Here is a 25,422-nt window from a genome sequence, read left to right on the forward strand (position 1 = left end):
AATATTTATCCCAGTCTGACTTTACCAATCAAACTTATTTATTGTACAGATTTCTGCTGAGACGTACAAATTCCTGCATCGCAGATGTTTGATAAACATTTTTCCTGTACGCTATAAATATTTTTCTAGTAGTCGCCGGATCTTTTATTTTATAATATACCAATGCATCACTAAGCATTGATTTCCGCACTAGCGAATCGGTAAGAAAAGTTATCCCCAGCCCTTGTCTTGCCATGTGATAGGCTGTCATTAACTGATTTAAATAAAGTCGTACTTTAGGAGAAAATCCACTGTTGCGACATAATCCTAGTGAACGCCGATACATATCGTTTCCACGACCCAATAATAAAAAATCTTCTCCGGCAAAATCGGCCAATGCTACGGCCGGAATATTTTCATCATTAACTGTTCCCGCTATGATGTCTTTTTGTGTCAGTCTGGCCGCATGGTGATTTCTGTTTTGTCTATTATTAATCGGTACTGCCAATAAAATATGATCTTCCATCAATGGGATGCTCTCATAAAAATTTACATTATATAACCCACTGTCGACTATCAAGTCTATTTCATCAGTCAGCAATCTTGCATAAAGGTCAGCTGAATCTGATTCAGTGATACGCAATTGAATCTTTGGACAGTTTTTACTAAAAGCCTTTATCATAAATGGCAACATACATGATGCAAAAAAATTTGTTCCACCTAATGATAGATTACCACTTTGTAAATTTGCCAAATCTCCCATATAACCTTTTAAATTTTTTTGTATAGTCAAAATCTGTTGAACTGCTTTTATGTATGCTTTACCCGCCGTGGTCAATTGAATAGGAAGAGCAGAACGATCAAAAAGCGGCATTCCCAACTCTTTTTCGACTTTCTTTACAGCAGCACTCAATGCCGGTTGAGAAATAAAAAGTTTACGGGCCGCTGCTGAAAAACTTTTTTCACGATACACCGCATAAACATATTCCATATTTTGCACAATTTTCGCCTCTATATAAATTTTTCTTATAGGAATTATATCATTATATGTATTTGATTATATTATTGCGCAATGCTATGCTAAAAACAAGCAACAATATAATTTAAGAGGTGTAAAAAATGAAAACTATCGGGCTTATCGGCGGTATGGGACCCATGGCCACAGTTGATCTTCTAAAAAAAATCATCCTATCGACCGATGCACAAAAAGACCAGGATCACATTCATGTTATCGTTGATAATAACACATCTATTCCAGATCGTTCCGAAGCCATTTGGGAAAAAGGTCCATCCCCGGTTCCTCAGCTTTTAGAATCAGTCAATCGGCTTACCGATGCTGGTGCTGATTTCTTAATAATGTCCTGCAACACAGCACATTATTTTTTACCAAAGCTACAGCCACATTTACGTGTACCATTTTTGAATATGATTGAAGAAACAGCAAAATACTGCGTAAGCAAGCAAATTAATCATGTCGGTTTACTTGCATCCGGTGGCACATATACTTCCGGTATATACAATAAAATATTTGCTAATTTTAATATTAACGTATCTGTTCCTGATGATGCAGGAAAAGAAATCTGCCACAAAATAATTTTTGAAGGAGTCAAGGCCGGTAATGACAACTATAATACCCAGCCTTTTCAATCTGTATTACAAAAAATGCGTCAAGAAGGTGCTGCTTCATTTATACTTGGCTGCACAGAAATGCCTCTGGCAATTAAAACTTATAATATTGCCGGGCATTTTATCGATGCTACTCAGGTTTTGGCAGAATCTGCTGTACGTTTTGCCGGAGCTCCATGTAAAAGCTACCTGTGAACAGCGTTTATCGCTCAGCTGATCATACCAATTAAACCAATTAATTAACAAAATTTTATAAAATTACAAACTTAACAAGGAAAAAATACACCTTATAAAGAATTAATTATAAGGTGTATTTTATTTTTACATCATATAAAATATTATTTACCACAGGTGCTATTATGAATCTTACAAATTTATCCACTAAAGATATTGCTGTCTTACTGTCATCTCCACAAGTATCAGAAAATTTACTCACTGCCCTGCAAATAGATGAACGTAAAACAGTAAAAAGACTTTTATCACATTATAAAAATGAACAGGCCGAAAAAAAACGACTGCATAATTTATATAAATATGAATATCATTTCCATGCACAGGGATTAAAATATATTGCCGGAGTCGATGAAGCCGGCCGTGGTCCACTGGCCGGTCCGGTGATTGCTGCAGCAGTTATATTGCCGCTCGGTTGTTATATTCCTAAATTAAATGATTCGAAAAAATTATCTGCTGCCGCCCGAGAAAAAATCTACCAGCAGATTCTTGACCAGGCAATAGCAATAAGCCGTTCTTTTATCGATGAAAAAACAATTGACCGCATAAATATATATCAAGCTTCAATGAATGCCATGTATAACGCAATCTATGATCTGCCAACAGTACCACAAGAAGTACTCATAGATGCCACTCCTCTTGATGATCTTGAAATTCCCCATCTGTCAATAATCAAAGGAGACGCAAAAAGTGCTTCTATTGCAGCTGCCTCTATAGTCGCCAAAGTGGAACGAGATCGATTGATGATACAATATGATAGACAATACCCACAATATGGTTTTTCTCAGCACAAAGGCTATGGGACAAAACAACATGTTATCGCTCTTACAAAATACGGTCCTTGTCCTTTACATCGACGTTCCTTTGAACCGATAAAATCAATGCTCAGCGATTAAGGGGGAAATACTCATGCCGCTGCAAACAGGAATAAATCCGACCAATGCAACAAATTCACAACCAACAGTTCCTATCAAAAGCACTTCATCTGACCCAATAGTAAGTGACCCTTCTGATTCGCGTCCTCAAACCAATCTGTCTATAAAAAATGCTGTTTCTGATTTATCCGGTATCTTATCAGAAATAGCCAATATGCAAGATAGTTCCATCAGCAGTTTATCTCCTGAACTACAACAATTAGTACAAGATATATTACAAAACTCTTTTTCACTTGATAAAACCTTGGCACAAAGTCTGGGGGATACTTTGCAAATACGCCGCTATACTTTTGATCAACTTGCTACTTTGGGAAAATTTCTTACCCAATTAGGTGATCTAATGGAAAATGGTGATTTTACAGAATTACCAACTGACATAAAAACTATTTTAACATCTTTTCGTTCATTGACAGCGCAGACAGGAGACATGCCTACAACAGTTGACTTAGTAAAAACCGCATTCAAACTCCTTAATGGTCAAGATTTATCCGAGCTGCCAGACACCCTGAAACAACTTTTAAAATCCAATGATTCCTCCGTTGAAATTAACACTCCCATCAATCAACCCTTGCAATCATTGAAAAATGCTTTAACTGCCCTATTTAAAGATGATGCATTAATAACCTTTACCAAACCAACCGCAACCACAGAACAATCGGCTGACAATACTGAGACTGCTGCCCAGCAATCCATTGACAGTTCTTCTCCGTCCGATATAACACCGGCTATCAAGGACCCTCGCCCAATCGTTTCGACTCATTCTTCCGATAATATAGCAACAAATACAGCAACTGATAAAAGTACATCTACCACTTCTATTATTGAAAACACCACATCTATCAGCAAAGAAAATGTTTCTGCTCCACCATCTGTAATTGAAACAAATTCTTCTGTATTAAAAGAAAACAACGCTACTATCCCTACCGGTGAAATTTTAAAACAGGCTGCTGCTATCAAAGCAAATATCAACACTTCAATTATAGCGGATGCAACAACTAGTCAGGTACTTGACACACCAGCAGTGGTAAATTCTCAGATGCCTTTATTACCTGATTTATTTAATAATACGCCTCAATCTATCAATGCTCTACGTGAATTAGGCCAGCTTGCCTTACAGAACAACGAATTAACTTCTACTGATATCACTTTAATAAAAAACTTTATAAACGGAACACAAACTACTTTACCTGACAATCAGGCCGCACAGCTTCAAAAAGTTCTACAAGTCATCACCACTAATATGCCGGGACTCATCACGCAGGCAGCAGATAAACAAGGTTTACCCAATCTGGCAAAATTATGGGCTTTTATCCAGCTTAGTGACATCAGCACTATTAATGAAACCGATGCGGAATCATTAAAACAGTCAGGAAAAGATATCAACGATTTTTCTAAAATAATGAACAACTCTTTTTCAACCGGTTCCGCAACAGCACTTACCCAAAAATCATTAGATTTTATCATTCCTATATTTTTTGACGAGCAAAAAAGCTACCCAGCCTATATTAATATCTATGATGACAAGCACAAAGGTTCAAATTCTGATGAAGAACAACATGAAACCTGGTTTCGGGTATGCTGTTTAACAGAAAACGCCGGTGCGGTAGAAATTGTTCTGCGCCTGTATAATAAACAACAGTTGAATATTCGTTTGGCCTTTTCCAACGGTAATACAGCGATTGCATTTGAAGATTATCTACCAGAACTGCGTACTTATCTCCACAAAACAAAACTCGTCCTCACCGAATTAAAAATCGGTGCCATAGACTAAACCTTATTTTAGGAGTAAATTCATCATGGATGACCAAGAAAAAGAACCAACTGTTCCTGACAGGCAGGCTGTTGCCCTGCGCTATCGGGAAAAAGAGGGAAAAGCCCCCAGAGTAATTGCTAAAGGCCGCGGTTACACTGCCGAAAGCATTTTGCAAACGGCACAACGCAATGCTGTACCAATATATCAAGATAAAACTCTTCTCAGTATGCTCATGGCATTAGAACTGGATCGTGAGATCCCACCTGAAATGTACGCTGTAGTAGCTGAAATATTAGCTTATGTTTATCGCATCGACAAACGTGATAAATCAAAAACAGATTTATGAGTTTGCGATTATGAATAATAAACAAATCGGCAATTTAGGTGAAATATATGCTGCCGACTATTTTAAAAAATATGGATATATAATTCTAGCCAAAAACTATACAACAAAGTACGGTGAAATTGATCTCATTGTGCGTCAGCAAAAAATGATCATATTTGTAGAAGTCAAAACCCGTAAAAACGATTTTTTCGGCACGGCAGGACAGGCAGTAAACCATAAGAAGCAACAAAAAATCATTCATACTGCCCAGCTTTATATAGCGCAGCACCAAAATCCATCTATTTCTTATCGTTTTGATATTATTGAAATTTACTATAGTTTTTCTGACCAATATAGATTAAATCACATAAAAGGAGCATTCGAAATCTGATATATGAATAATGAAAGAAAGCGTATCATCGTTGGTATAACCGGTGCCAGTGGTTCTATATATGCATTAAAATTTTTAAAAATTTTACGTTCGGTCAATATTGAGTCACATCTTGTAATAACACATTCCGGTATGAAAGTATTACAATATGAATGCGATTTAACAATGCCGACCATTAAAAATCTTGCCGACTTCATATATAATGTTGATGATATTGGAGCGGCTATTGCCAGCGGTTCATTTCTCTGCGATGCAATGGTTATCATTCCCTGTTCAATGAAGACCATTGGTTCAATTGCAGCTGGTATATCTGATAATCTCCTGATTCGTGCTGCCGACGTTACGATAAAAGAAGGACGACCGCTTGTATTGGTACCGCGGGAAACTCCTTTAAGTCCTATCCATTTGGAAAATATGCTCAAATTATCCCGCATAGGTATAAAAATTGTTCCGGCATGTCCCGGTTTTTACCACAAACCAGATAAAATAGATGATCTGGTCAATATCATGGTTGGAAAAATCTGCGACCAATTGCATATCAAAAACACTTTATTTAATCGTTGGTCAGGCGAATATTAAAAGGCAGGTGATTTCTATGTTTGCCAAAACATTTGGTGCGACAACTGCCGGCATTGACGGTGTCCTTATAGAAGTGGAAGCTGATTCAGCCAATGGCCTGCCGGCTTTTGATATTGTCGGATTACCCGATGCCGCTGTCCGTGAAGCTAAAGAGCGAGTAAGAACAGCAATTAAAAATACCGGTATAAAATTGCCGGCAAAAAAAATTACCATTAATCTAGCTCCCGCCGATTTAAAAAAAGACAGCTGCGGTCTTGATTTACCCATAGCTGTGGCAATTTTAGCAGTATATGGCTTGTTACCGCAAAATGTCTGTCAAAACGCAATGTTTGCCGGTGAACTTTCCTTGGAGGGAAAGTTGCGATGCATCCAAGGTATACTGCCTATAGCCATACGCTGCCGCCAGCAAGATATACCGACGTTGTTTTTACCAGCCGGCAATGAACAGGAAGCGTTATTGGTTGACGGTCTTAAGATACATCCTATTCAAAAATTAACTGAACTAATAGATTTTCTGACTGGACGGGTTTCATTATCACCAGCTAAACAAAATTTCAATTTTTCTCACAATACTGCACAACATGAAATTATGGATGATTTTTCTGATGTACAGGGACAATTCATGGCTAAAAGAGCTTTGGAAATAGCCGCAGCTGGCGGTCACAATGTCCTCATGTGCGGAGCTCCAGGCACCGGCAAAACCATGCTGGCCAGACGAATGCCCACTATCCTGCCAAAAATGTGCTCACAGGAAGCGCTCGAAGTTACCAAAATTTATAGCATTGCCGGCCTTTTAAAAAGAGATAACGGACTCATAACACAACGCCCCTTTCGCAGCCCCCACCACACTATTTCCAACGCCGGAATGATTGGTGGCGGAACAATTCCCAAGCCTGGAGAAGTCACATTAAGCCATAATGGCGTATTGTTTTTAGACGAACTACCAGAATTCAATAAATCAACACTTGAAGTTCTACGTCAACCGCTGGAGGATCAAAAAATATCCATCTCACGTGTAAATGCTTCCTATACTTTTCCCTCGCATTTCACGCTTATTGCCAGCATGAATCCATGTCCGTGCGGATTTCTCGGGGACAAAGACCGACCCTGCACTTGCAGCCCGCATGAAATAAAACGTTACACCAAGAAAATATCAGGACCACTGCTTGACAGAATTGATATTCACATCCAAGTACCGCGTATCGACTATAATGAAATGATGAATGACAAAAAAACCGAAAATTCTGCTTCCATACGCAATAGAGTAGAAAAAGCCCGGCAAATTCAAATCCAGCGTCTGATAAAATATAACCTGCACTGCAATGCCCAAATGAATCACGCTCTCATAAAAAAACACTGCCATCTGACAGACAGTGCCCAGACTATGCTAAAAACGATATTTGATCAGATGAAATTAAGTGCCCGTTCTTACGATCGACTTATAAAAGTTGGTCAGACTATTGCCGATTTGACTGGTGAACCACATATAACGGAACAACATATCGCTGAATCCGTTCAATTCAGAAATAATTTATCTATCAATGATTTATAATTTTACCTCATAATAAGGTGGTATCTTTATGCTTTATACCGGAAACACTAAAAATCTTGGCGTCATTGGCAATCCCATACATCACTCTCTTTCTCCCGTCATCCAAAATACCGTTTTGCAAAGCATGCAGCTCGACTATGCTTACATTGCCATGGAAGTAAATGAAAAAGATCTGCCAATTGCCGTGGCGGGACTCAAAGCGCTGCATTTTTGCGGTTTTAATATAACTATTCCACATAAGATAAATATCATGCAATACTTAGATAATATCGATCCTGCTGCACAATTGATTGGTGCAGTTAATACCGTTGTCATCAAAAATAATAAACTATACGGTTATAATACTGATTATGAAGGATTCATTAATGCCTTATATGCTAAAAATTTCCCGCTGAAAAACAACTCAGCAGTGATTCTAGGTGCCGGTGGTGCCGCCAGAGCTGTCATCTACGGATTACATTCCGCCGGTATAAAAACAATACATATCGGTGCCCGTAATATTGACAGGGCCCGGCACACTGCTGCGGATTTCAGCCACCTGACAGATATTCATACATATAATTGGACAGAATACGAATTCAAAAAAATACTGCATGACACACCATTGCTCATAAATACAACACCTTTAGGAATGTATCCGCATATAGATGAAATGCCTCCTATAGATATATCTTTGCTGCCGGCTTCCACACTTGTCTATGATGTAATATATACCCCGGAAAAGACTAAACTGTTAAAAACTGCCGAAACCATGGGACACCCAATACTTAATGGTGAATATATGCTGGCCGGACAGGGTGCAGCCGCACTAAAAAAATGGCTTGGACGAAAAGATATTGACATTGACCTTATGCGTATAGCGCTGCACGATGCACTGCAGAAAAAATTATGAAAAATACGGCAATCTCTCCCAATGTATCACTTGCTGATTTGGCAAAAAAAGCTCTGCCAACAACCAACTATATTTCTGATAGCCACCGACTGGATCTTAATATAAGCGGTGCGCCTCTTGTCACTTTAGTTGATAAAATTATAACCGATGCCATCTTGCAAAAAGCCAGCGACATTCACATTGAACCACAAAATAAAACACTGACCATTCGATTTCGCATTGATGGCATCTTAATTAACTACGCACAACTTGCTTTGCCTCTGCATCCACTCATAATTGCCCGAGTCAAAATAATCAGCGGTATGGATACCGTTGAGCAGCGGAAACCGCAAGACGGCAGCCTATCTTACGAATTTTCCAATAAAATGATCAATTTACGCATATCGGTACTGCCAACTATTTTGGGAGAAAAAATGGTTTTACGCTTATTAAATACTTCCGGAAAACTGTTTAATATAGATGAATTGGAATTATCAAAATATAATAAATATTCATTTGAAAATATTTATAATCATACCAGTGGTCTTATTATCAGTACCGGTCCTGTTAATTCCGGTAAAACAACGACTCTATACGCTATTTTAAACAAACTGAATACACCGGAAAAAAATATTGTTACTATCGAAGATCCTATAGAATGTAATCTTTCCGGAATTACACAAATTCAGATTAACGAAAAAACCAGCCTTACGTTTGAAAATGGTCTGCGGGCCGTCCTGCGGCAGGATCCCGACATTATTCTCATCGGTGAGATACGTGATGAAATAACTGCACGAATAGCTATACGTGCGGCACTTACCGGGCACTTGGTATTAACCACCCTGCACACTAATGATGCGGTTACGGCTGTCTTGCGTCTGCTTGATATGGGTATCGAACCATATTTACTGTCAGCTACACTAATCGGCTGTATTTCTCAAAGATTACTTCGCCGTATCTGTCCTAATTGCTCAACTCGCAAAACTTTTACAGCAAACTCTCCACAAACAGTTTTTCTTAAAAAACATAACTATTCACAAACTAATTTATTATATGGAAGTGGCTGTGAAAAATGTCACGGCACTGGTTACTCCGGTAGAATTGCCATACAAGAAATACTCCCCATTGCAACTGAAATGCAAAAAGCAATAAATAATACTCCAGACAGTACCATCTTAAAAGATATTGCCATAAAAAATGGTATGAAGCCATTAATATATGATGCCTTAGCTAAAGCTATGCAAAATAAAACGACTGTAGATGAAATCATGAGGATAATCGACGATGACAGCAAATAGAAACTGCCTTGATAAATTCAATGAACTTATCCTTAACCTGCCGGCCGATTGCTCTGATGTGCACATTACTGCCGATAGAAATTGTTTTTTCCGCGTTGACGGACTTCTTATGCCCTTGATACCGATTGTAATTTTCACCACCAAGGAACTGCATCAATTTCTCCGGTATTTACTTAATGATCGGGAAAATATTGCCTGGCACAAAAATAATACTGTCGATATAGCACATACAGTTAGCAAAAAAAGATTAAGAATAAATATATACCAACAAAATCAGCATATTGCCTTAGCTGTACGCCTTATCAACAATCACGTACGTTCACTGGAAAGTGAAGAATACCCACCTATATTAAAAAATTTTATCCGTAACAACAACGGACTGATTTTAATAACCGGGCCATCCGGTTCCGGTAAATCTTCCACATTATCCGCCATGCTTGCCTACCGTGCCGAACAAACTCCATGTCATATAATTACATTAGAAGATCCCATAGAATATCTATTTACATCTGCCAAAAGTCTTATCCATCAACGTGAATATGGTACTGATTTCACCGAATTTGAACTTGCTCTAAAAAGTGCCATGCGGCAAGACCCCGATATAATTTTTATCGGTGAAATACGTGATCAGCAAACAATGCAGGCCGCTTTTTCTGCAGCACAAACAGGTCACTTGGTCTTATCTACCCTGCATACCTCCAATGTAGTCGAATCGCTTATCCGCATTGAAGGTCTATTTCCGACACAACTGCAAACTATTGTACGATTAGAATTATCACTAATACTGCGAGGAATAATAGCGCAGCAATTATTGCCTATGTCCAATGGTGGCAGAATTTGCGCTATGGAGATATTGACTGCCACTGATGCCGTACGACATCTGATAGCCGCCGGCCAATTTCAACAAATAAAATCCATTGTGCAGACAAGTAAAAAAGCCGGCATGCAGACAATGGAAATGTCCATAACTGAACTGCAACGCAAAAAACTCATCACATAATCACATTTTGGAGAAATAAACTATGAAAAAATACGTATATTCCGCCAAAAACGATTCCGGCAATTTGATAAATGGCTCACTTTGGGCCAATTCATGTCGGGAAGCAGCTGAATTATTACGGGTGCAGAATATTTTTGTTCTCAGTCTGTCAGAAGAAACTTCCCACATAAAACGATATTTTACTGCTCTTTCGCTTTTTAACAGCAGTTTAAATTTAATTGCTGTCACATCGTTATGCCGTCAATTGAGCATAATGCTAAAATCCGGCATTACTCTTCAAGACGCTCTAGAGAACATTGAACAACAAAATAAAAATAAAACAACCAAAAACATTTTATCTGCAGTCTGTCTGCAAATGCAAACCGGCAAGACCTTTTCAGACAGTTTGCTGCCATATGAAAAATTTTTCCCACCTACTTTTCTTACGCTAGTCACAATAGGCGAAACCAGTGGTCAATTGGCCGAAATGCTGCAAAAAGCAGCTGTCTATCTGGAACAGACTTATTCAGCCAGAGAAAAATTAAAAACAGCTGCCATATATCCACTTATCCTCATAAGTGTTTTCCTAACGACCGCGATTATAATGTTTATGGTGATTTTACCAATGTTTATCGAATTATTTAATAATCTCAATATCTCCCTGCCACTGGTTACAAAAATAGTTTTATACTTAGGCTTGACTATAAAAAACTATGGCCTTCTGATGACATTATTTACCATATTGACATTTCTCTGCTGCAAAATATTATATGAATCATCTCCCCGTCGGCAAAATATCTTTCACTTACTAATTTTTAAAATTCCGCTGTTGGGCAGATTATTGCTTAATATTACACTATTACAGTTATGCAGCGCACTGTCAATTATGATTGCTTCCGGTATCACAATTGACAAGGCACTATCGATAATCACCGATAATACCCCCAATATTTGCTTCAGGCAAATATTAAACAAAGCTCAACTCGGTATCCAAAAAGGTCATTCACTATCAGCTGCTCTATCAGGCAGCGATCTGATACCGCCTCTATTTATGCAAATGCTTACTATCGGAGAAAAAAGCGGTAACCTGGCACAATTAATGAATGACACAGCTGAATTTTATCAAAATGATACGGATTTACTTTACAAAAGAATTATTGCTCTTGCCGAACCCTGCATGATCATTATAATTTCAATATTTATCGGAATTTTTGTGGCAGCCGTAGCCCTACCCATGTTTGAAGCCGCATCACAAATTCCTATGTGAGGAGAATATTCATGACAAAATCTGTTTTTAAAGACTGCCGTGGTTTCACCCTGCTTGAAATGATGATAGTTATTGTATTACTAGGAATATTAGCCACTTTAGCAATTCCAAAATTCAATAATTCGATAGCTCTGGCCAATACAGCAAAAATTCAGTCAGATTTACAGACATTAAATACTGCTATTGCCATGCATATTATTCAATATGGCAAAAATCCCACCGATCTAAAAAAAGATTTGGGCAATTACATTGATAATATTGATGAATTATCACCACCACAGGGGACTTGTTTTCTGAAAACCGGTGAAAAATTAAAAATAACTGCTAAATCATACACTCTAGATTCTATCGGTGAAACTGCTTTATGTCAGGAACGTCCTTTAAAAGATTTTGGGACCGGTGAAAAATGAACACATTAATATCTAATTTTTCAAATATTTCATTCTATTTTCTATATTATTTCCCAACAAATATATTTGAGCAAACTGTCAGCACATTATCATTACTTTACTTGTTAACCAAAATTTCTTATATTGACTACAAAACATTAATCATTCCCAATAAATTATTACTGCCGTTATTAATTATCGGTGCATTGCATCAAACAATGCATCGCACCAATATTTCACTACTGGATATAGGTTTTTCATTACTATTCATAAGTTTCATTTTTCTTCCAATATATTTTCTAACGAATTCATTGGGTGGTGGTGACGTTAAGATGAGTTATTGTCTGGCTGTTTGGCTGCCGTATCCTCTCATAACAGCAGCAATTACAATAGCAGTGCTCAGTGCCGTCCTTACCGGCATATTCTTAATCAAATGCCATAAAGCTTCTATTACCACACCTATGCCTTTTGGCCCTTTTCTATCATTAGGCGGGAGTATCACTTTTTTGCTAAGTGAAGAATTAATGCGCATAACAAACTATTGGTGTATTTTATGAGAAACTCCAGTGCTGGTTTTGTATCTATTGAGTTATTAGCAACTTTACTTATAATAATGCTGTCATTTTCACTGCTTTTACCAAAAATTTTGTCTCCGGAAAAAACCAGGGTAGATTTTGCTGCCCAATATCTTGTCAGCAATCTGAGGCTCATTCAACAGAAAAGTTTTATGCAGCCTCATGAAACAAAAAATCCCTTTAACTCTCATATCATCATAAATTCCCAATCATATGAAATATATATGACTTCACCAAACCAACCAATTATAGTTAAACTCCCTGACGGTGTCACCATGCTGTCCAACAGGGGACATGTATTTTCCTTCAATCGCGGTGACAATTATACTGCCACAACAGCAACGATAACTATAACAAGTAAAAATCATACAGCCAAAGTCATAATTAATTCTTATGGCCGTATACGAATGGGTGACTAATATGAACCAAAAAGGATTTTTTTTATTATCGCAAATAATCATACTGAGCATCATACTTCTTACCAGCAGCATGATCTTCACCATTTTTCAACTTTATGCACGCTCTCAAAATACTGCGGCAGCGCATTTAACTGCTGTTTATTTTGCCCGCCGGGAAATTTCCATCTCCGAAGGACGCCTGCTTGCCGGAGAAAAAAATATTTCTGATGGTATATTGACTGATTATTTTCAGGAAAAAAACGATTTCACTTTCCATATAAAAACCACGTTAGCAACTTCCGGTGTATTCAAAATCATTACTACAACGATTTACTGGCAGTCGTCTGCAATTCCTACTGAATTAATACTGAGTAAAATATTATATGAAAATTAATAAATTCCTATATAAAAATAATACCGGCAGTATACTATTAGAGACGCTGCTATCGCTGAATCTATTGGTCATCATTTCACTAAGTCTTACTGTATTACTTCTATCGATACTGCATCTATATATTAAAAATCTCTATCAAATAGAACTGCGTACCCAAATGAATTTTGCCGCTGAATGCATGCTTCAAGATATAAAACATGCTGAATCAGTAATCATTTCCCAGGAAAATGGTCATGATACCATAATCATAAAGACACGTGCTGCTACCGGTGGCACCGACTCCACTCCAACCTATATAACATATCGTCAAGACAATCTCAAATATTATTCCCGTATACTCAAAAACAATAATCCTATAACCGGTGATAATACTTTTTGCAGTACTGCAATTCGCTTTACTTGCAAACCAATATCGGTCTTTGATAACAATCGCACCTATTCAATCGAACTTAAAGGAAGACACCAAATGACCCAAAAATACTTTTACCTGGAATCCGCTGCCACAGTACTTGGACAAAGAATAATGTATGAGGTGAAAAATGAATGAAAAAGGTTTTTTTACACTGCTTGGCATATCTTTCTTACTTCCAATGCTTTTTCTGATCTCAGGACTTTTCCTCATTTTTACCAATGAGCAAAAAATGTCGTCACTAACTTTGGAAGGTACCCATGCACAATACCTCGCTGAAAACGCCTTAGAAAAAACACTAGCTGACCTTTGCAGCGACTTATCCGTCTATGACCAAATATGTAAAGAAGCCCGTTATCAAAACATATCCTATAAAAAAACTCTTTATACTGAAACCGCAGATTTAAATGGCCGACCGACTAAAGTTACCGTATCACTGCGTTTCTTCAATTACAGTGCTTCTTATTTTACCCTTAGTTCAGTGGGAGAATACGGTAATACTGCCAAGCGTATAACAGTATATATCAAGGAAACCAATCATATCTTATCCATTATACGGTGGGATTATCATGAACAACCAAACATTTAAAACCCTGCTATACACTCAACATACAGATATTATTACATTGACAATTGAAAATGATAACGTCTACTTGGCACAACTATCACTTAGCGAAAACATTTGGACAATAAAAAATATTGAGCATTGTATCACCAACTCCCCACTTAACAGTGATGACTTTATTGATCAGTTAAAAAATAAAACAACAAAATTTCCCAATAACAAACTACCACTTTATATTACTTTGCCGTCATATGATATCACTGTTTATAACAGTATTTTTCCCATCATGCCTGTCAATGAATTGACTAAAGCTGTCTACTGGGACATACAAGGCAATCCATCCATTGATATCGACCAGCAATACGCAGTCTACCGTCAGACACCGGCAGAAAACAGTTGGTCTGTTGATATATATACGATCAATAAAGCAATCATCTCTACTTGGCAATCTATTGCGACCCGGCTCAACCTAAAACTCACCGGCATATTTCCCTGTCAGGAAAATCAATGCTTTTTCCCCGCTGCCGACGAATTTTCCCTGTCAATAAATAATCAAAGCGTAATCTTTAATCTGCCTTCCGGTCACAATAATGCTTTGCCGGAATATCTTACTTCATTAGCCCAGAATGCAATATTAAAAGACACCCAACTTAATTTTCTTCCAGACAATCTAAGGCCATCCACACTTAACTGGTCCATATTAGTTCCAGTTACAGCTTGTCTTGCTGTAATTCCCGCTTTATCATTACTGGTATTATTGCACTTAAATATTGCTGATGCACAACATCAGTTCAAACAACAAATCATTCAACTGCAAAATATGGCAAATTTATCAGAACAAAAAAAATCACTTGAACTTTATCAACAAAACATAGTACAAAGAAAATCAATTTTACTGACTTTAAAGCCACAGCATATGTCCTGCTATTCATTATTGAGCAATTTGGGCTCCGTAACACCTAATTTTGTATGGCTTGACAGCATAACTACCGACGAAACCGGAGATATCTTATTAAACGGCAGCAGTTATGATTATCCCTCACTGCAAAACTACATTATTGCATTACAGAAACATTATTTCCCGACAATAGATCTGGTGTCTGTCAGCAACCATGATACAGATGATACTGTTTTAACATTCACTTTGAAAATTTTCTTCAACAGGTAACCATATGGTAAAACAAGACAAGTACAATATATTAATTACAATCATTGCCATGATAATCTGGAACATAGCTTTTTATTATCTACTATACTCCCCTGGCAAACTAGAATTACAACAGCTTCATAACAACATTTCCGTCAATCAAAAACAAATTACCGATTTAAAAACCTTTGCTGCCGATCATGACAAAACAGATGCCTATGCTGCTGAAATATTTGAAAATAATATATTTTGGGAAAACAAATTACCAAACAATAAAGACGAAGCAAAATTTATCGCCGATTTACAATCTATTGCCAATAAAAATTCTATCAGGATAATTCATATTGCACCGGCAGCTCCAGCAAATAAATTGTCATCTTACCATGAAATCCCCATACAGGCCAAAGTACAAGGCAATTACTTTCAACTATTAAATTTTTTACATGATATTAATGAATCGCCTCGTTATAACATCATTGAAAAAATGTCTTTGACAAAACAAAACAATGAACTCGAAGTTCAGCTGTTAATAAAAATATTTTCATTGTCGCTTTCCAATGATAAATAGCGTTATTCGCTAGTAAAATTCTATAATGGGCCCCTTGTCAAGACCACTTCGTAAATTTTTAAGCGTGTCATCAAACAAAGTAAGTCTACGCAGCAAAACTGCCGAAGTAGAAATCATTTGGGACCTTATAACCTAAGGCTTGGTGGGGGCGTATGTTGTTATAGTCATCTACATACGTGTTAATCAGCTGACGCAACTCTCTTGGTGAATGGTATTCGTTGGGATAGAGCTGTTCTGTCTTGAGACTACGAAACCATCGCTCAATCATGATGTTGTCAGCCCAGCGGCTTCTACCATCCATGCTTTGTCGGATATTAAGACTGTGAAGCAATGCCTTATAGTCATCGCTGGTAAACTGACTTCCTTGATCTGAATTGATAATGGCGGGAATTCCACACTTTTTTACGGTTTCCTTTACTGTATAAATGACAGAAGTCGCATCTAATGTGTCAGAGAGATAGTGTCCAACCAGCCGTCGGCTATACCAGTCAATGATTGCTGTCAGGTACATATGACCATGCGGCATTGGAATATAGGTGATATCGATAGACCAGACCTGATTAGGATATGATGCCGTATAATCGCGTAGCAGATATGGCACGATAGCCTCCTTGAAATTTCTTTTGGATAGATTGGACTTAGGATAAACGGCATAGATCCCCATTTTCAGCATTAACCGGCGCACAGTCTTACGACATACGGGAAAGCCGTCTTCCAGCAGCTTGATGATAATTTTACGAGATCCAAGATAAGGACATCTGGTATGCCAATGGTCGATACGCGCCATTAAAGACTCTTCGAATTCAACAGCTGTTGCATCCGGCAGGATGGCATTGTAATACAGGCCGGAGCGATTCAGCCTCAACAGCTCGCACTGACGACGTATGGAGAGCTCATTATCCCTTTGAATCATATTCTGGGATTTGTGGGATGGCTTCTCCAGCTTGGCAAAAGCAGTCCTGAAGAAAGTCGCGTTCCAGCGTCAACTGACCGATGGTCTTAAGCATCTGGTCGTTCTTTTTCTTCAGGTCATCCTCCTTTCTCTGAACGGCCTTACGTTCAGAATCTATACCAAAGGCGAGATGGGCATTTTTTAGAAAATCCTGCTTCCATTTTCGGACCATGCTCGGATTCAAGTCGTTCTCAGAACAGATAACATTGAATTCCTTATCGCCTTGAAGAATCGACAAAACCATCTTTGTTTTGAACTCAGCAGTGTACTTTTTTCTTGGCATGATAACAACCTCCTATTTTGTTACCTATACTATATCATGTGCTCTTAAAATTTTCAGTACTGGTCTGAATCCTTGGGTCCATTATAATATACGTGGATAGTCGTAAGAGATTCTCCTCCAAAAATAAAGGCTTCCAAAAAGAAATGGAATAACAAGCCAGTTCACCCTAGACATCCTCCACTTGAGCTTAAATTAGCAACAGTTCATCGTTGCTTCGAGCTTGGTGAGAATGTACAATGAGTATCAAAAGAAATCGGTTACAGTAGAGCCTGTATCTACGCTTGGCGCAAAAAGTACATTCTGAAAGGAACTGCAGCATTTATGAATATCGGTGATATTCCTCGAGGAAAATTGCCTGAAGGCGAAGTTGTCTCCTCCGAAGAAATTGAAAACTTGAAATCCCAGATGAAGGATATGCAACTAGAAATAGATATTCTGAAAGAAACTTTAACAGCCCTAAAAAAGACCCCAGCGTCGACACGACAATACTCAAAAAACATGAAAAGGCAGTGATTGTCGATGCCTTAAAAAATAAATATTCACTGCCAGTTCTTTTGATAAAGCTAAAACTATCAAGGAGTAATTATTACTACCAACATAAACGTTTATCATTTCCAGATAAATACGAATCATTACGTGCTACAATCCAAACATTATTTGCTGAGAATGCTGAGCACTATGGCTATTGCCATATTCATGCTAGGTTGACGAGAGCAGGTATTCGAATTTCTAAGAAGATAGTTCGTAAAATCATGTCCGAGTGCAATCTTATCGCAAAGAGTAAGAGAAAAAACAAAAAATATAGTTCACACAAAGGTGAAATTACTCCGGCAGTACAAAATATAATCGCGCGCGATTTTCATGCCGATGCACCAAACAAAAAATAGCTGACCGATATAACAGAATTTTCTATTCCTGCCGGAAAAGTATATCTTTCACCTATCGTGGATTGCTTTGACGGAATGCTCCCCACATGGAAGATCAGCACTGTACCAGATGCCAATCTCGTCAATAGTATGTTAGATGATGCCATCCGTACCTTACGAGCAGCCATTAGTGCATACAGGCCACGGGTGTCACTACCGATGGCCTGGCTGGATATCTTAAATAGAAAAAGCTGGACTCCAGCGATCAAAGGGCTACTCTCCTAACAACTCTGCCTATGAAGGCTTTTTCGGACGATTGAAAAATTAGCTGTTCCATAATCATAACTGGTCAGGTGTAAATTATGATTGTATAATATTATTTGTCAGATTTTTTGTAAATATGTTTTTATTTATTTTTTTCTTTAAATATAATCTACAATATGCAATAAAGCCTTTAAATTAAGGAAAATCTTAGAAATTATTTTTTTATTAAAACACAATAAACGCATTATGCAATACAAATGTCATTTATTTATTATTAAAATGATATTTGTATTGCATAATGCGTTTTCTTATGATAGAATGATTTACAAGAAATATTTAACTGAAAATTTTGTATTTCTTATAAATCATAAAATATATTATTTTATGATTTAATAAATTTAGCATTTATGAAGGGATCGATGAAAAAATGCCACAAATGGATATCGGTATCATCGGTATGGCAGTGATGGGTAGCAATCTTGCTCTAAATATGGCCGATCATGGCTTTAAAGTTGCTGCATATAACCGTACAGCCATATTGACAAAAGAAGTTATTGAAAAAAACCCCAACAAAAATATGACTGGATTTTACACTTTAGCTGACTTTATCAATTCTTTACAACATCCTCGCAAAATAATGCTTATGATAAAAGCCGGCAAACCCGTTGATATGGTAATAGACGAATTATTGCCATATCTTGATAGGGGAGACATCATAATTGACGGTGGTAATTCTTATTTTGAGGACACGATCCGCCGTCATGCCTTCCTTCAGGAAAAAGATATAAATTATTTTGGTGTGGGCATATCCGGTGGTGAAAAAGGCGCCAGGTTCGGCCCCTCCATAATGCCTGGCGGTAATAAAAACGCTTATTCACAAATCCAGCCTATTTTAGAAGCAATTTCCGCCCATGTCGGCAGTGAACCATGTTGCACTTATATTGGTGAAAACGGTGCCGGCCATTACGTAAAGATGGTTCATAACGGCATTGAATATGCGGATATGCAGCTTATAGCAGAAGCGTATTTAATATTACATTATATCGGTGGATTTGATAATAAAAAACTCTCACAAATTTTTCATGAATGGAATGAAGGTGAACTTCACAGTTATTTAATTGGTATCACTGCTGACATTTTTGCTGAAGATGATCCACAAGGCGGCCAAGTCATCGATAAAATCATCGATAGTGCCGGACAAAAAGGTACCGGTCGCTGGACAAGCATCCAGTCACTAAAGCAGGGTGTTGACATATCAATGATAACTGCCGCCTGTAATACTCGCGTAGTTTCAAACCTGATAGACGATCGGCAAAGAGCCGCCAATGAAATCAACATTCCCACCTGTGCAAAAAATCTCCCTGACAATTTTATTGAAGAAGTAAGAAAGAGTCTCTATGTTGCTAAAATAATTGCTTATGCCCAAGGTTTTTCACTATATCGTTCAGCCTGTAAAAATTACAATTGGCAACTCAATTTTGCTAAAATTGCTGCCATTTTCCGAGCCGGCTGCATTATACAAGCTGAATTTCTAAATAAAATTACCCTCGCCTACGAAAAAAATGAAAATTTATCCAACTTGATGTTTGATGAATTTTTCCTTGATAATATAAATACTAATCAATCCAGTTTACGCCGCATTATCTGCCTGGCTGTGAATAATGGTATTCCTATCCCGGCATTTTCCAATGCTCTGCAGTATATAGATGCTCACCGCAGTCCCAAAATAGGTGCCAATCTCATCCAAGCCCAGCGTGATTATTTTGGTGCCCATACTTTTGAAAGAATTGATAAACCGGGAACCTTCCATCATGAATGGCAAGAGCACTACAGTAAATAATATAAAATATGAGTGATGACGATGACAAAAGAAGCTATAAATCAACTGCCTATATTGCGCAGTTCCTACAATAATCTCACCAAATCAGAACAACATATAGCAGATTATCTGCTTGCCAACACTAAAGATTTTATTGATCAGACAGTATCCGAGATTGCCAATAATACACACAGTTCAGAAATAACTGTATCTCGGTTCTGCAAAAAGCTTGGATTCAATGGTCTGCAGGCATTAAAGATTTCTCTTGCGAGAGAAATCTTCTCTCCAGACGAAACTATTTATAGGGATATAAACATTGATGATACCTATGACATAATAGCCGGAAAAATTTTCCAAAACATATCGGACGGGTTGCAGGATACATTAAAACTCTTGAATTTTAATGACGTAAAACATGCCGTTACTTTACTAAGCAGTGCCAAACGTATTGTTGCTTACGGGTTCGGCAATTCTGCCACCATCTGCCGCGATATTGAAACAAGGTTTATTCGTTTTGGTATACCGGTCCAAGCCTATTCAGACTCACATCAGCAATTCACTTCAGCATCACTTTTATCAAAAGATGATGTGGTCATCGCCGTATCCCATACCGGGGCGTCAATTGAACTTTTGGAATCAGTGAGGATTGCCAAGCAAAGTACTGCCCAAGTTATTGCCATCACCAGTTACAATCATTCTCCTTTATCTAAATTGGCTGACATTACGCTGACTGGTATGGGCCGCGAAGTTCGTTATCGTTCGGAGGCAATGGCATCAAGACTTGTGCATATTGCCATTGTTGATATTTTATACACGGGGATAGCTATGAAAAACCATGCTTCCTATGTAGACAATATTAAAAAGATGCGCCGTGTAATTGCTAAAAAACGTCTTTAACATTCCTTTCAACTAAGTAAATAATCAAAAATATCCTCCCGTACCGGTGTCATCAGTTCATAGACAATTTTGAATCCGTTAAAACGCGGCGCCGGCACTGGTCTCCCTATAGCATGTATATCACCAAGGAAATAAAATTCCTTGGTGTTTTTGTCTTCATACGGTTTCCTAATAAATAAAAACAAGCGATTATTCTCATTATCAGCATTATAAATATGTCTGGCATCCGGAGAATCAACCCTTCTGTTTAATTTAGAATAAGCTGTTATCCGTTGATCCGACAAAAATTTATTGGCATATGCCACACGTTTAGCATCCGCTTTTATATAGTTGATAAATACCGGTATTGTGCGAGTATTTTTTTCATAAAAGTATCCGGCCATGGCATTAGGATTTATTTTATGCGGCCAATTTAACAGCCAACAGACTTCTTCATATGTATATTTTTGATAAAGACACAGGTCTGTTTCTGCATAAGTATCATAGTAATTATTTTGATAATTATTTCTTGCATAAGCCAGTACATCAATTAATTCGTTTTTAAAAGCCTTATTTTTTAAACATGCACGAAAAACATCAGAAATCACGTATTTACTGTCTGTTTGCTGAATAAATACACAATGTCGGTATTTCTCTCTTTCATTACTGATAGTAAAAACATTTGTCATATTATTTATTACAGATTCTTTGACTGTGTCTGGCAGTCCTATATGATATTGCTGTGCTAAAGCAGCTGTCAGCACAGTAAATATGTCTTCTTTTCCTTCAAGTAGTATCTGCAATAATTCTATTTCATATATTCTTTTGCCACGAGCGAAGCGCTTGCAGATGAATTGTAATATTTCTTCTTGCACGCCTGTTAAGGCAACGTTATAATTTGGTTCATATTTTTGCAAAAATGCATGATATGAACCAAATTTATCCCAATAACGCATAATATCTATTGTGCCAAAATAAGAAAAATCATTTATTTGCGGAATTTTTCCCAGTTTATTTTTTAAGTCTTCATAGGCTTTCTTCAACAATGACACATCATTTAAATGGGCCTTATCAATCGCCTCATAAATGCGTTTTCTGGCAATTGTATCGAAGTTTACTGTTGAAGGTCCATATAAAATATTTTTGCCGTCACTGATACAGCGCCGCATATTATCTTTATTGTAAGAATTGTCTCCAAACAGCGCTATCGGAATCATAAAGTTATTACTATAATTACCAATAAAATCAAGAACTACTAAGTAATCCTTTTCTTTTTCTTTACGCAGCCCCCGTCCCAGTTGCTGTACAAACACAATTGGTGATTTTGTCGGACGCAGCATAATTATCTGATTTACCGCAGGAATATCGACACCTTCATTAAAAATATCAACAGAAAATATATAATCCAGCCCTCCCTGTCGTTCAGGCTGCTCCAGTCGACTGATGGCATCATTTCTACTGCCTTGCGTATCAATTCCGGATAAAGCAATCGTACAGAACCCTCGTTCGTTAAATTTGTGTGAAAGTTCCGCTGCCTCATCCACCGTTCGGCAGAATACCAATCCCCTTAATCGTTCCCCACTGTATCCATAAAATCCGGCTTGTTCTATTATATGCTGCACACGCTGTTCACTGACCAAATTACTAAAATGCGTATTATCATCAACAATCATTCCGGCAACTTCAATATCCGCTATACCAAAATAATGAAAAGGACATAGCAGATTTTCCTGCATCGCTTCTTGTAAGCGTATTTCATAGGCGATATTATTATCAAACAGCTTATATATATCAAAATCGTCGGTTCTTTCTGGTGTTGCCGTCATGCCAAGCATAAATCGCGGCCTAAAGTAACTGATGACTTTTTGATAACTTTTAGCTCCGGCACGATGTGTTTCATCAATTATTATATACTCGAAATGTGTGGGGGAAAACTGCCTCATAATATCATCTTTAGCCAGCATATTTATAGTTGCAAAAACATAATCCGCACTTATATTTTTTTCACTGCCCGATAAAAAACCAGTATCAATTTTTCCTAATATTTCCCTATAACTTTTTTCAGCCTGCAGCAAAATCTGTTCCCGATGCGCTATAAATAATATATGTCGTGAATTACTTTCCTTTATTGCAAAAGCACTCAAAAAAGTTTTCCCCGTTCCTGTTGCAGAAATCAACAGTGCCTTTTTCTTCCCGTCATAATAGAGTTTTTTTATTTTTGTCAATACTCGCATCTGCATTGCATTGGGTCTTATAATAGAATCAATATCAGTCGATATTGATTGTCGCATTTTATATATTTTTTTTAATGAAAGAAATTTTTGCTGATATAGTTTTAACCATTCAGCAGAAATTTCCTGTCCTGCATCCCATAGTGCAGCAAACTCACTATTCAACTTTCTGGCAAGGTCTCCCTGACTGGTACAAGTAAACTTTATGTTCCATTCCTGATTAGCTTTAAATGCCTCCTGTGTGATATTAGAACTGCCAATCAGATAAGTTATCTTATCTGATGCTAAAAATGCATACCCTTTAATATGAAAATTATTTTTGGTATATACTCGTACAGTGACATTAGGTAATTTATTTATCTGTGCCAATGTCCGCGGATCATTGAATGCGAGATAATCAGTAGTCAATATCTGGCCTTTTACTCCATTTATCTGTAATCTCTTCAAACTATCCTTAAGCATTATCAAACCACTTTGTGTAATAAAAGCAACAGCGAAGCGAAAATAATCACAACCATCCAACAATTTTTCAATACATCCAATAACAGACATTCCTTTTTTTATATCATTATTAACAAGCTTTACTTTAAGTCCTTCTTGTGAGACAATAGTTGCATCGACAAGCGAGGCGGCTGCTGCTTTTATTATTTCTTCCATAATTTTCTCCTGAATTATTAATTGATATAGACTATTATATACCAATTAATAGTCTGATAACATTTTTACTAATTGATAATTTTATTGTAAATTTCTTGACATTTTGATTAAATGGTTGTATATTTTTAATTAGAAATTAGCACTCACCAATCGAGAGTGCTAATAAATTATCTGCTAGGCACTTTGTTCAATAGAGGAGGTGCTGTCATGATTGACAAAAGGAAACAACGTATATTGCAGGCTATTATTGATGATTATATTTCAACGGCCGAACCTATTGGTTCAAGGACTATTGCCAGGAAGTATAATCTTGGTATAAGCCCTGCTACGATACGGAATGAAATGGCAGATTTGGAGCTTTTAGGATATATTGAACATCTTCATACTTCATCAGGTCGTATCCCCTCGTCGAAGGGATACCGTTTTTACGTGGATGATTTACTCACACCAACTGAGTTATCCAATAAAGAAACAAATCTGATTGAGCAGTGGTATAATACAAAAGTGCAGCGTTTGGAAGGTGTATTTCGCGAAACAGCCAAAATAATTTCTTATCTGACCAACAATATATCAATGGTTATAACACCTCAGCTCGCCGAAGCCACTTTCAGTTATATAAAATTTGTTGCATTGGATGACAATCATGTAGTTGCTGCTATAATGAGTGACAGCGGTTATATTGAAAATAAGATAATTGATATGCCCGCCGGTACATCATTTACCGATTTCGAACAAATTGCCGCTGGTTTGAATAACTATCTGTCCGGTAAAAAAATAGGTGAAATCAGCATGAATGAAATTCATAAGATGCGCTCGCAAATGATTGGCACTGCTGTTTTCAATAAAGTGATAAATATTATTGATCATGCTATGGCCGGTAAAAAGCGTAATCAGATTTACACCGAAGGAACACCACAGCTGCTGGATCAACCGGAATTTCATGATATAAATAAAGTCAAGAGCATACTGCTTATGCTGGAAGAAGAACCTATCCTACGTGACATTCTTAATACTCAAGATTCCAAGGCCAACCTTGTGATAACTATCGGTCAGGAAAATAAATACAGCAGCATCCAGGATTGCAGTGTAATAAGAGCTACTTATCATCTGGCCGGCGAACAGCTTGGAACTATTGCCGTACTCGGACCGACTCGTATGGAATACAGTAAAGTAATTGCTTTACTAAAATTCATGAATGATAATCTAGCTCATATTTTAAAAAGATTTTTATAGATATTTCATA

Annotated in this window: 27 protein-coding genes and 1 pseudogene; 24 read left to right on the forward strand and 4 right to left on the reverse strand. The window is 37.3% G+C overall.

Annotated elements, in window-relative coordinates; translation table 11 throughout:
- Positions 1–34 precede the first annotated feature (34 nt).
- Complete coding sequence (locus tag F8M42_RS10255; protein ID WP_229711555.1) at positions 35–970, reverse strand: LysR family transcriptional regulator; 936 nt, start codon at positions 968–970, stop codon at positions 35–37.
- A 128-nt stretch (positions 971–1,098) separates the two neighbouring features.
- Here F8M42_RS10255 and cuyB point away from each other — a divergent pair, with 128 nt between their 5' ends.
- From cuyB to F8M42_RS10350, 19 genes are all read left to right on the forward strand, one after another.
- Positions 1,099–1,800 (forward strand): cysteate racemase, encoded by a 702-nt coding sequence (gene cuyB, locus F8M42_RS10260; RefSeq protein ID WP_182186479.1) that lies wholly within the window; start codon positions 1,099–1,101, stop codon positions 1,798–1,800.
- Positions 1,801–1,964: 164 nt separating this feature from the next.
- Complete coding sequence (locus F8M42_RS10265; protein WP_182186480.1) at positions 1,965–2,732, forward strand: ribonuclease HII; 768 nt, start codon at positions 1,965–1,967, stop codon at positions 2,730–2,732.
- Between the two features lie 13 nt (positions 2,733–2,745).
- A complete protein-coding gene (locus F8M42_RS10270) occupies positions 2,746–4,542 on the forward strand; it encodes a hypothetical protein (RefSeq protein ID WP_182186482.1) in 1,797 nt (598 codons plus the stop codon).
- A 25-nt stretch (positions 4,543–4,567) separates the two neighbouring features.
- Entirely contained in the window at positions 4,568–4,870 is a 303-nt protein-coding gene (locus F8M42_RS10275; protein ID WP_182186484.1) for an EscU/YscU/HrcU family type III secretion system export apparatus switch protein, read from the forward strand.
- 10 nt (positions 4,871–4,880) lie between these two features.
- On the forward strand, positions 4,881–5,240 hold the full coding sequence (locus tag F8M42_RS10280) for a YraN family protein (protein WP_182186486.1): 360 nt from the start codon (positions 4,881–4,883) through the stop codon (positions 5,238–5,240).
- A gap of 3 nt (positions 5,241–5,243) precedes the next feature.
- Positions 5,244–5,819: a UbiX family flavin prenyltransferase gene (locus F8M42_RS10285; RefSeq protein WP_182186487.1), complete on the forward strand. Its 576-nt coding sequence runs from the start codon at positions 5,244–5,246 to the stop codon at positions 5,817–5,819.
- Positions 5,820–5,835: 16 nt separating this feature from the next.
- Positions 5,836–7,371 carry a YifB family Mg chelatase-like AAA ATPase gene (locus F8M42_RS10290; RefSeq protein WP_182186489.1) on the forward strand — a complete coding sequence of 512 codons (1,536 nt, stop codon included), beginning with the start codon at positions 5,836–5,838 and terminating at the stop codon, positions 7,369–7,371.
- 28 nt (positions 7,372–7,399) lie between these two features.
- Positions 7,400–8,263 (forward strand): shikimate dehydrogenase, encoded by an 864-nt coding sequence (locus F8M42_RS10295; protein WP_182186491.1) that lies wholly within the window; start codon positions 7,400–7,402, stop codon positions 8,261–8,263.
- Entirely contained in the window at positions 8,260–9,540 is a 1,281-nt protein-coding gene (locus tag F8M42_RS10300) for a GspE/PulE family protein (protein WP_182186492.1), read from the forward strand. The genes F8M42_RS10295 and F8M42_RS10300 overlap by 4 nt, the downstream gene beginning before the upstream one ends.
- Positions 9,527–10,540, forward strand: a complete 1,014-nt coding sequence (locus tag F8M42_RS10305) for a type IV pilus twitching motility protein PilT (protein ID WP_182186494.1) — start codon at positions 9,527–9,529, stop codon at positions 10,538–10,540. Before F8M42_RS10300 ends, F8M42_RS10305 begins: the two co-directional genes overlap by 14 nt.
- A gap of 22 nt (positions 10,541–10,562) precedes the next feature.
- Positions 10,563–11,786: a type II secretion system F family protein gene (locus tag F8M42_RS10310; protein ID WP_182186495.1), complete on the forward strand. Its 1,224-nt coding sequence runs from the start codon at positions 10,563–10,565 to the stop codon at positions 11,784–11,786.
- An 11-nt stretch (positions 11,787–11,797) separates the two neighbouring features.
- Complete coding sequence (locus F8M42_RS10315) at positions 11,798–12,196, forward strand: type IV pilin protein (RefSeq protein ID WP_182186496.1); 399 nt, start codon at positions 11,798–11,800, stop codon at positions 12,194–12,196.
- Positions 12,193–12,732: a prepilin peptidase gene (locus F8M42_RS10320; protein WP_182186497.1), complete on the forward strand. Its 540-nt coding sequence runs from the start codon at positions 12,193–12,195 to the stop codon at positions 12,730–12,732. Before F8M42_RS10315 ends, F8M42_RS10320 begins: the two co-directional genes overlap by 4 nt.
- Positions 12,729–13,169: a pilus assembly FimT family protein gene (locus F8M42_RS10325; RefSeq protein ID WP_182186498.1), complete on the forward strand. Its 441-nt coding sequence runs from the start codon at positions 12,729–12,731 to the stop codon at positions 13,167–13,169. Before F8M42_RS10320 ends, F8M42_RS10325 begins: the two co-directional genes overlap by 4 nt.
- A gap of 1 nt (position 13,170) precedes the next feature.
- On the forward strand, positions 13,171–13,542 hold the full coding sequence (locus tag F8M42_RS10330; RefSeq protein WP_182186499.1) for a hypothetical protein: 372 nt from the start codon (positions 13,171–13,173) through the stop codon (positions 13,540–13,542).
- Complete coding sequence (locus tag F8M42_RS10335; RefSeq protein ID WP_182186500.1) at positions 13,532–14,089, forward strand: hypothetical protein; 558 nt, start codon at positions 13,532–13,534, stop codon at positions 14,087–14,089. The genes F8M42_RS10330 and F8M42_RS10335 overlap by 11 nt, the downstream gene beginning before the upstream one ends.
- Positions 14,082–14,540, forward strand: coding sequence for a hypothetical protein (locus F8M42_RS10340; protein WP_182186501.1), 459 nt, complete (start codon positions 14,082–14,084; stop codon positions 14,538–14,540). The genes F8M42_RS10335 and F8M42_RS10340 overlap by 8 nt, the downstream gene beginning before the upstream one ends.
- Positions 14,521–15,684, forward strand: a complete 1,164-nt coding sequence (locus F8M42_RS10345) for a hypothetical protein (RefSeq protein WP_182186503.1) — start codon at positions 14,521–14,523, stop codon at positions 15,682–15,684. The genes F8M42_RS10340 and F8M42_RS10345 overlap by 20 nt, the downstream gene beginning before the upstream one ends.
- Positions 15,685–15,688: 4 nt before the next feature.
- Positions 15,689–16,231 (forward strand): type IV pilus inner membrane component PilO, encoded by a 543-nt coding sequence (locus F8M42_RS10350; protein ID WP_182186505.1) that lies wholly within the window; start codon positions 15,689–15,691, stop codon positions 16,229–16,231.
- An 85-nt stretch (positions 16,232–16,316) separates the two neighbouring features.
- Here the strand turns inward: F8M42_RS10350 and F8M42_RS10355 are convergent, their stop codons facing one another.
- Together F8M42_RS10355 and F8M42_RS10360 are read right to left on the reverse strand one after the other, a co-directional pair.
- Positions 16,317–17,144, reverse strand: coding sequence for an IS3 family transposase (locus tag F8M42_RS10355; protein WP_182185463.1), 828 nt, complete (start codon positions 17,142–17,144; stop codon positions 16,317–16,319).
- Positions 17,128–17,466: a transposase gene (locus F8M42_RS10360; protein ID WP_182185465.1), complete on the reverse strand. Its 339-nt coding sequence runs from the start codon at positions 17,464–17,466 to the stop codon at positions 17,128–17,130. The genes F8M42_RS10355 and F8M42_RS10360 overlap by 17 nt, the downstream gene beginning before the upstream one ends.
- Before the next feature lie 321 nt (positions 17,467–17,787).
- On the opposite strand from F8M42_RS10360, the gene F8M42_RS10365 reads away from it, so the two are divergent.
- The 4 genes and pseudogenes from F8M42_RS10365 (at position 17,788) to F8M42_RS10385 (ending at position 21,312) form a co-directional block, all read left to right on the forward strand.
- Positions 17,788–17,979: a hypothetical protein gene (locus F8M42_RS10365; RefSeq protein ID WP_182186507.1), complete on the forward strand. Its 192-nt coding sequence runs from the start codon at positions 17,788–17,790 to the stop codon at positions 17,977–17,979.
- A pseudogene (locus F8M42_RS13890) lies at positions 17,976–18,654 on the forward strand (IS3 family transposase); the annotation flags it as partial. The gene F8M42_RS10365 and the pseudogene F8M42_RS13890, both read left to right, overlap by 4 nt.
- Before the next feature lie 369 nt (positions 18,655–19,023).
- A complete protein-coding gene (gene gnd / locus F8M42_RS10380) occupies positions 19,024–20,436 on the forward strand; it encodes a decarboxylating NADP(+)-dependent phosphogluconate dehydrogenase (RefSeq protein WP_182186512.1) in 1,413 nt (470 codons plus the stop codon).
- 21 nt (positions 20,437–20,457) lie between these two features.
- Positions 20,458–21,312, forward strand: coding sequence for a MurR/RpiR family transcriptional regulator (locus tag F8M42_RS10385; RefSeq protein ID WP_182186514.1), 855 nt, complete (start codon positions 20,458–20,460; stop codon positions 21,310–21,312).
- An 8-nt stretch (positions 21,313–21,320) separates the two neighbouring features.
- On the opposite strand, the gene F8M42_RS10390 is transcribed toward F8M42_RS10385, so the two are convergent.
- Positions 21,321–24,179 carry a DUF3427 domain-containing protein gene (locus F8M42_RS10390; protein ID WP_182186516.1) on the reverse strand — a complete coding sequence of 953 codons (2,859 nt, stop codon included), beginning with the start codon at positions 24,177–24,179 and terminating at the stop codon, positions 21,321–21,323.
- Positions 24,180–24,386: 207 nt separating this feature from the next.
- Here F8M42_RS10390 and hrcA point away from each other — a divergent pair, with 207 nt between their 5' ends.
- Entirely contained in the window at positions 24,387–25,412 is a 1,026-nt protein-coding gene (hrcA, locus tag F8M42_RS10395; protein WP_182186518.1) for a heat-inducible transcriptional repressor HrcA, read from the forward strand.
- Positions 25,413–25,422 lie beyond the last annotated feature (10 nt).

Origin of the sequence: Pectinatus frisingensis, from assembly GCF_014076555.1 — a bacterium.
In the GTDB taxonomy this organism is placed as follows: domain Bacteria; phylum Bacillota; class Negativicutes; order Selenomonadales; family Selenomonadaceae; genus Pectinatus; species Pectinatus frisingensis.

Excerpts from the sequence above, each read along its gene's own strand:
- F8M42_RS10255 (WP_229711555.1), bottom strand. The coding sequence starts at position 970 with ATGGAATATGTTTATGCGGTGTATCGTGAAAAAAGTTTTTCAGCAGCG.
- cuyB (WP_182186479.1), top strand. The coding sequence starts at position 1,099 with ATGAAAACTATCGGGCTTATCGGCGGTATGGGACCCATGGCCACAGTT.
- F8M42_RS10265 (WP_182186480.1), top strand. The coding sequence starts at position 1,965 with ATGAATCTTACAAATTTATCCACTAAAGATATTGCTGTCTTACTGTCA.
- F8M42_RS10270 (WP_182186482.1), top strand. The coding sequence starts at position 2,746 with ATGCCGCTGCAAACAGGAATAAATCCGACCAATGCAACAAATTCACAA.
- F8M42_RS10275 (WP_182186484.1), top strand. The coding sequence starts at position 4,568 with ATGGATGACCAAGAAAAAGAACCAACTGTTCCTGACAGGCAGGCTGTT.
- F8M42_RS10280 (WP_182186486.1), top strand. The coding sequence starts at position 4,881 with ATGAATAATAAACAAATCGGCAATTTAGGTGAAATATATGCTGCCGAC.
- F8M42_RS10285 (WP_182186487.1), top strand. The coding sequence starts at position 5,244 with ATGAATAATGAAAGAAAGCGTATCATCGTTGGTATAACCGGTGCCAGT.
- F8M42_RS10290 (WP_182186489.1), top strand. The coding sequence starts at position 5,836 with ATGTTTGCCAAAACATTTGGTGCGACAACTGCCGGCATTGACGGTGTC.
- F8M42_RS10295 (WP_182186491.1), top strand. The coding sequence starts at position 7,400 with ATGCTTTATACCGGAAACACTAAAAATCTTGGCGTCATTGGCAATCCC.
- F8M42_RS10300 (WP_182186492.1), top strand. The coding sequence starts at position 8,260 with ATGAAAAATACGGCAATCTCTCCCAATGTATCACTTGCTGATTTGGCA.
- F8M42_RS10305 (WP_182186494.1), top strand. The coding sequence starts at position 9,527 with ATGACAGCAAATAGAAACTGCCTTGATAAATTCAATGAACTTATCCTT.
- F8M42_RS10310 (WP_182186495.1), top strand. The coding sequence starts at position 10,563 with ATGAAAAAATACGTATATTCCGCCAAAAACGATTCCGGCAATTTGATA.
- F8M42_RS10315 (WP_182186496.1), top strand. The coding sequence starts at position 11,798 with ATGACAAAATCTGTTTTTAAAGACTGCCGTGGTTTCACCCTGCTTGAA.
- F8M42_RS10320 (WP_182186497.1), top strand. The coding sequence starts at position 12,193 with ATGAACACATTAATATCTAATTTTTCAAATATTTCATTCTATTTTCTA.
- F8M42_RS10325 (WP_182186498.1), top strand. The coding sequence starts at position 12,729 with ATGAGAAACTCCAGTGCTGGTTTTGTATCTATTGAGTTATTAGCAACT.
- F8M42_RS10330 (WP_182186499.1), top strand. The coding sequence starts at position 13,171 with ATGAACCAAAAAGGATTTTTTTTATTATCGCAAATAATCATACTGAGC.
- F8M42_RS10335 (WP_182186500.1), top strand. The coding sequence starts at position 13,532 with ATGAAAATTAATAAATTCCTATATAAAAATAATACCGGCAGTATACTA.
- F8M42_RS10340 (WP_182186501.1), top strand. The coding sequence starts at position 14,082 with ATGAATGAAAAAGGTTTTTTTACACTGCTTGGCATATCTTTCTTACTT.
- F8M42_RS10345 (WP_182186503.1), top strand. The coding sequence starts at position 14,521 with ATGAACAACCAAACATTTAAAACCCTGCTATACACTCAACATACAGAT.
- F8M42_RS10350 (WP_182186505.1), top strand. The coding sequence starts at position 15,689 with ATGGTAAAACAAGACAAGTACAATATATTAATTACAATCATTGCCATG.
- F8M42_RS10355 (WP_182185463.1), bottom strand. The coding sequence starts at position 17,144 with ATGATTCAAAGGGATAATGAGCTCTCCATACGTCGTCAGTGCGAGCTG.
- F8M42_RS10360 (WP_182185465.1), bottom strand. The coding sequence starts at position 17,466 with ATGCCAAGAAAAAAGTACACTGCTGAGTTCAAAACAAAGATGGTTTTG.
- F8M42_RS10365 (WP_182186507.1), top strand. The coding sequence starts at position 17,788 with ATGAATATCGGTGATATTCCTCGAGGAAAATTGCCTGAAGGCGAAGTT.
- gnd (WP_182186512.1), top strand. The coding sequence starts at position 19,024 with ATGCCACAAATGGATATCGGTATCATCGGTATGGCAGTGATGGGTAGC.
- F8M42_RS10385 (WP_182186514.1), top strand. The coding sequence starts at position 20,458 with ATGACAAAAGAAGCTATAAATCAACTGCCTATATTGCGCAGTTCCTAC.
- F8M42_RS10390 (WP_182186516.1), bottom strand. The coding sequence starts at position 24,179 with ATGGAAGAAATAATAAAAGCAGCAGCCGCCTCGCTTGTCGATGCAACT.
- hrcA (WP_182186518.1), top strand. The coding sequence starts at position 24,387 with ATGATTGACAAAAGGAAACAACGTATATTGCAGGCTATTATTGATGAT.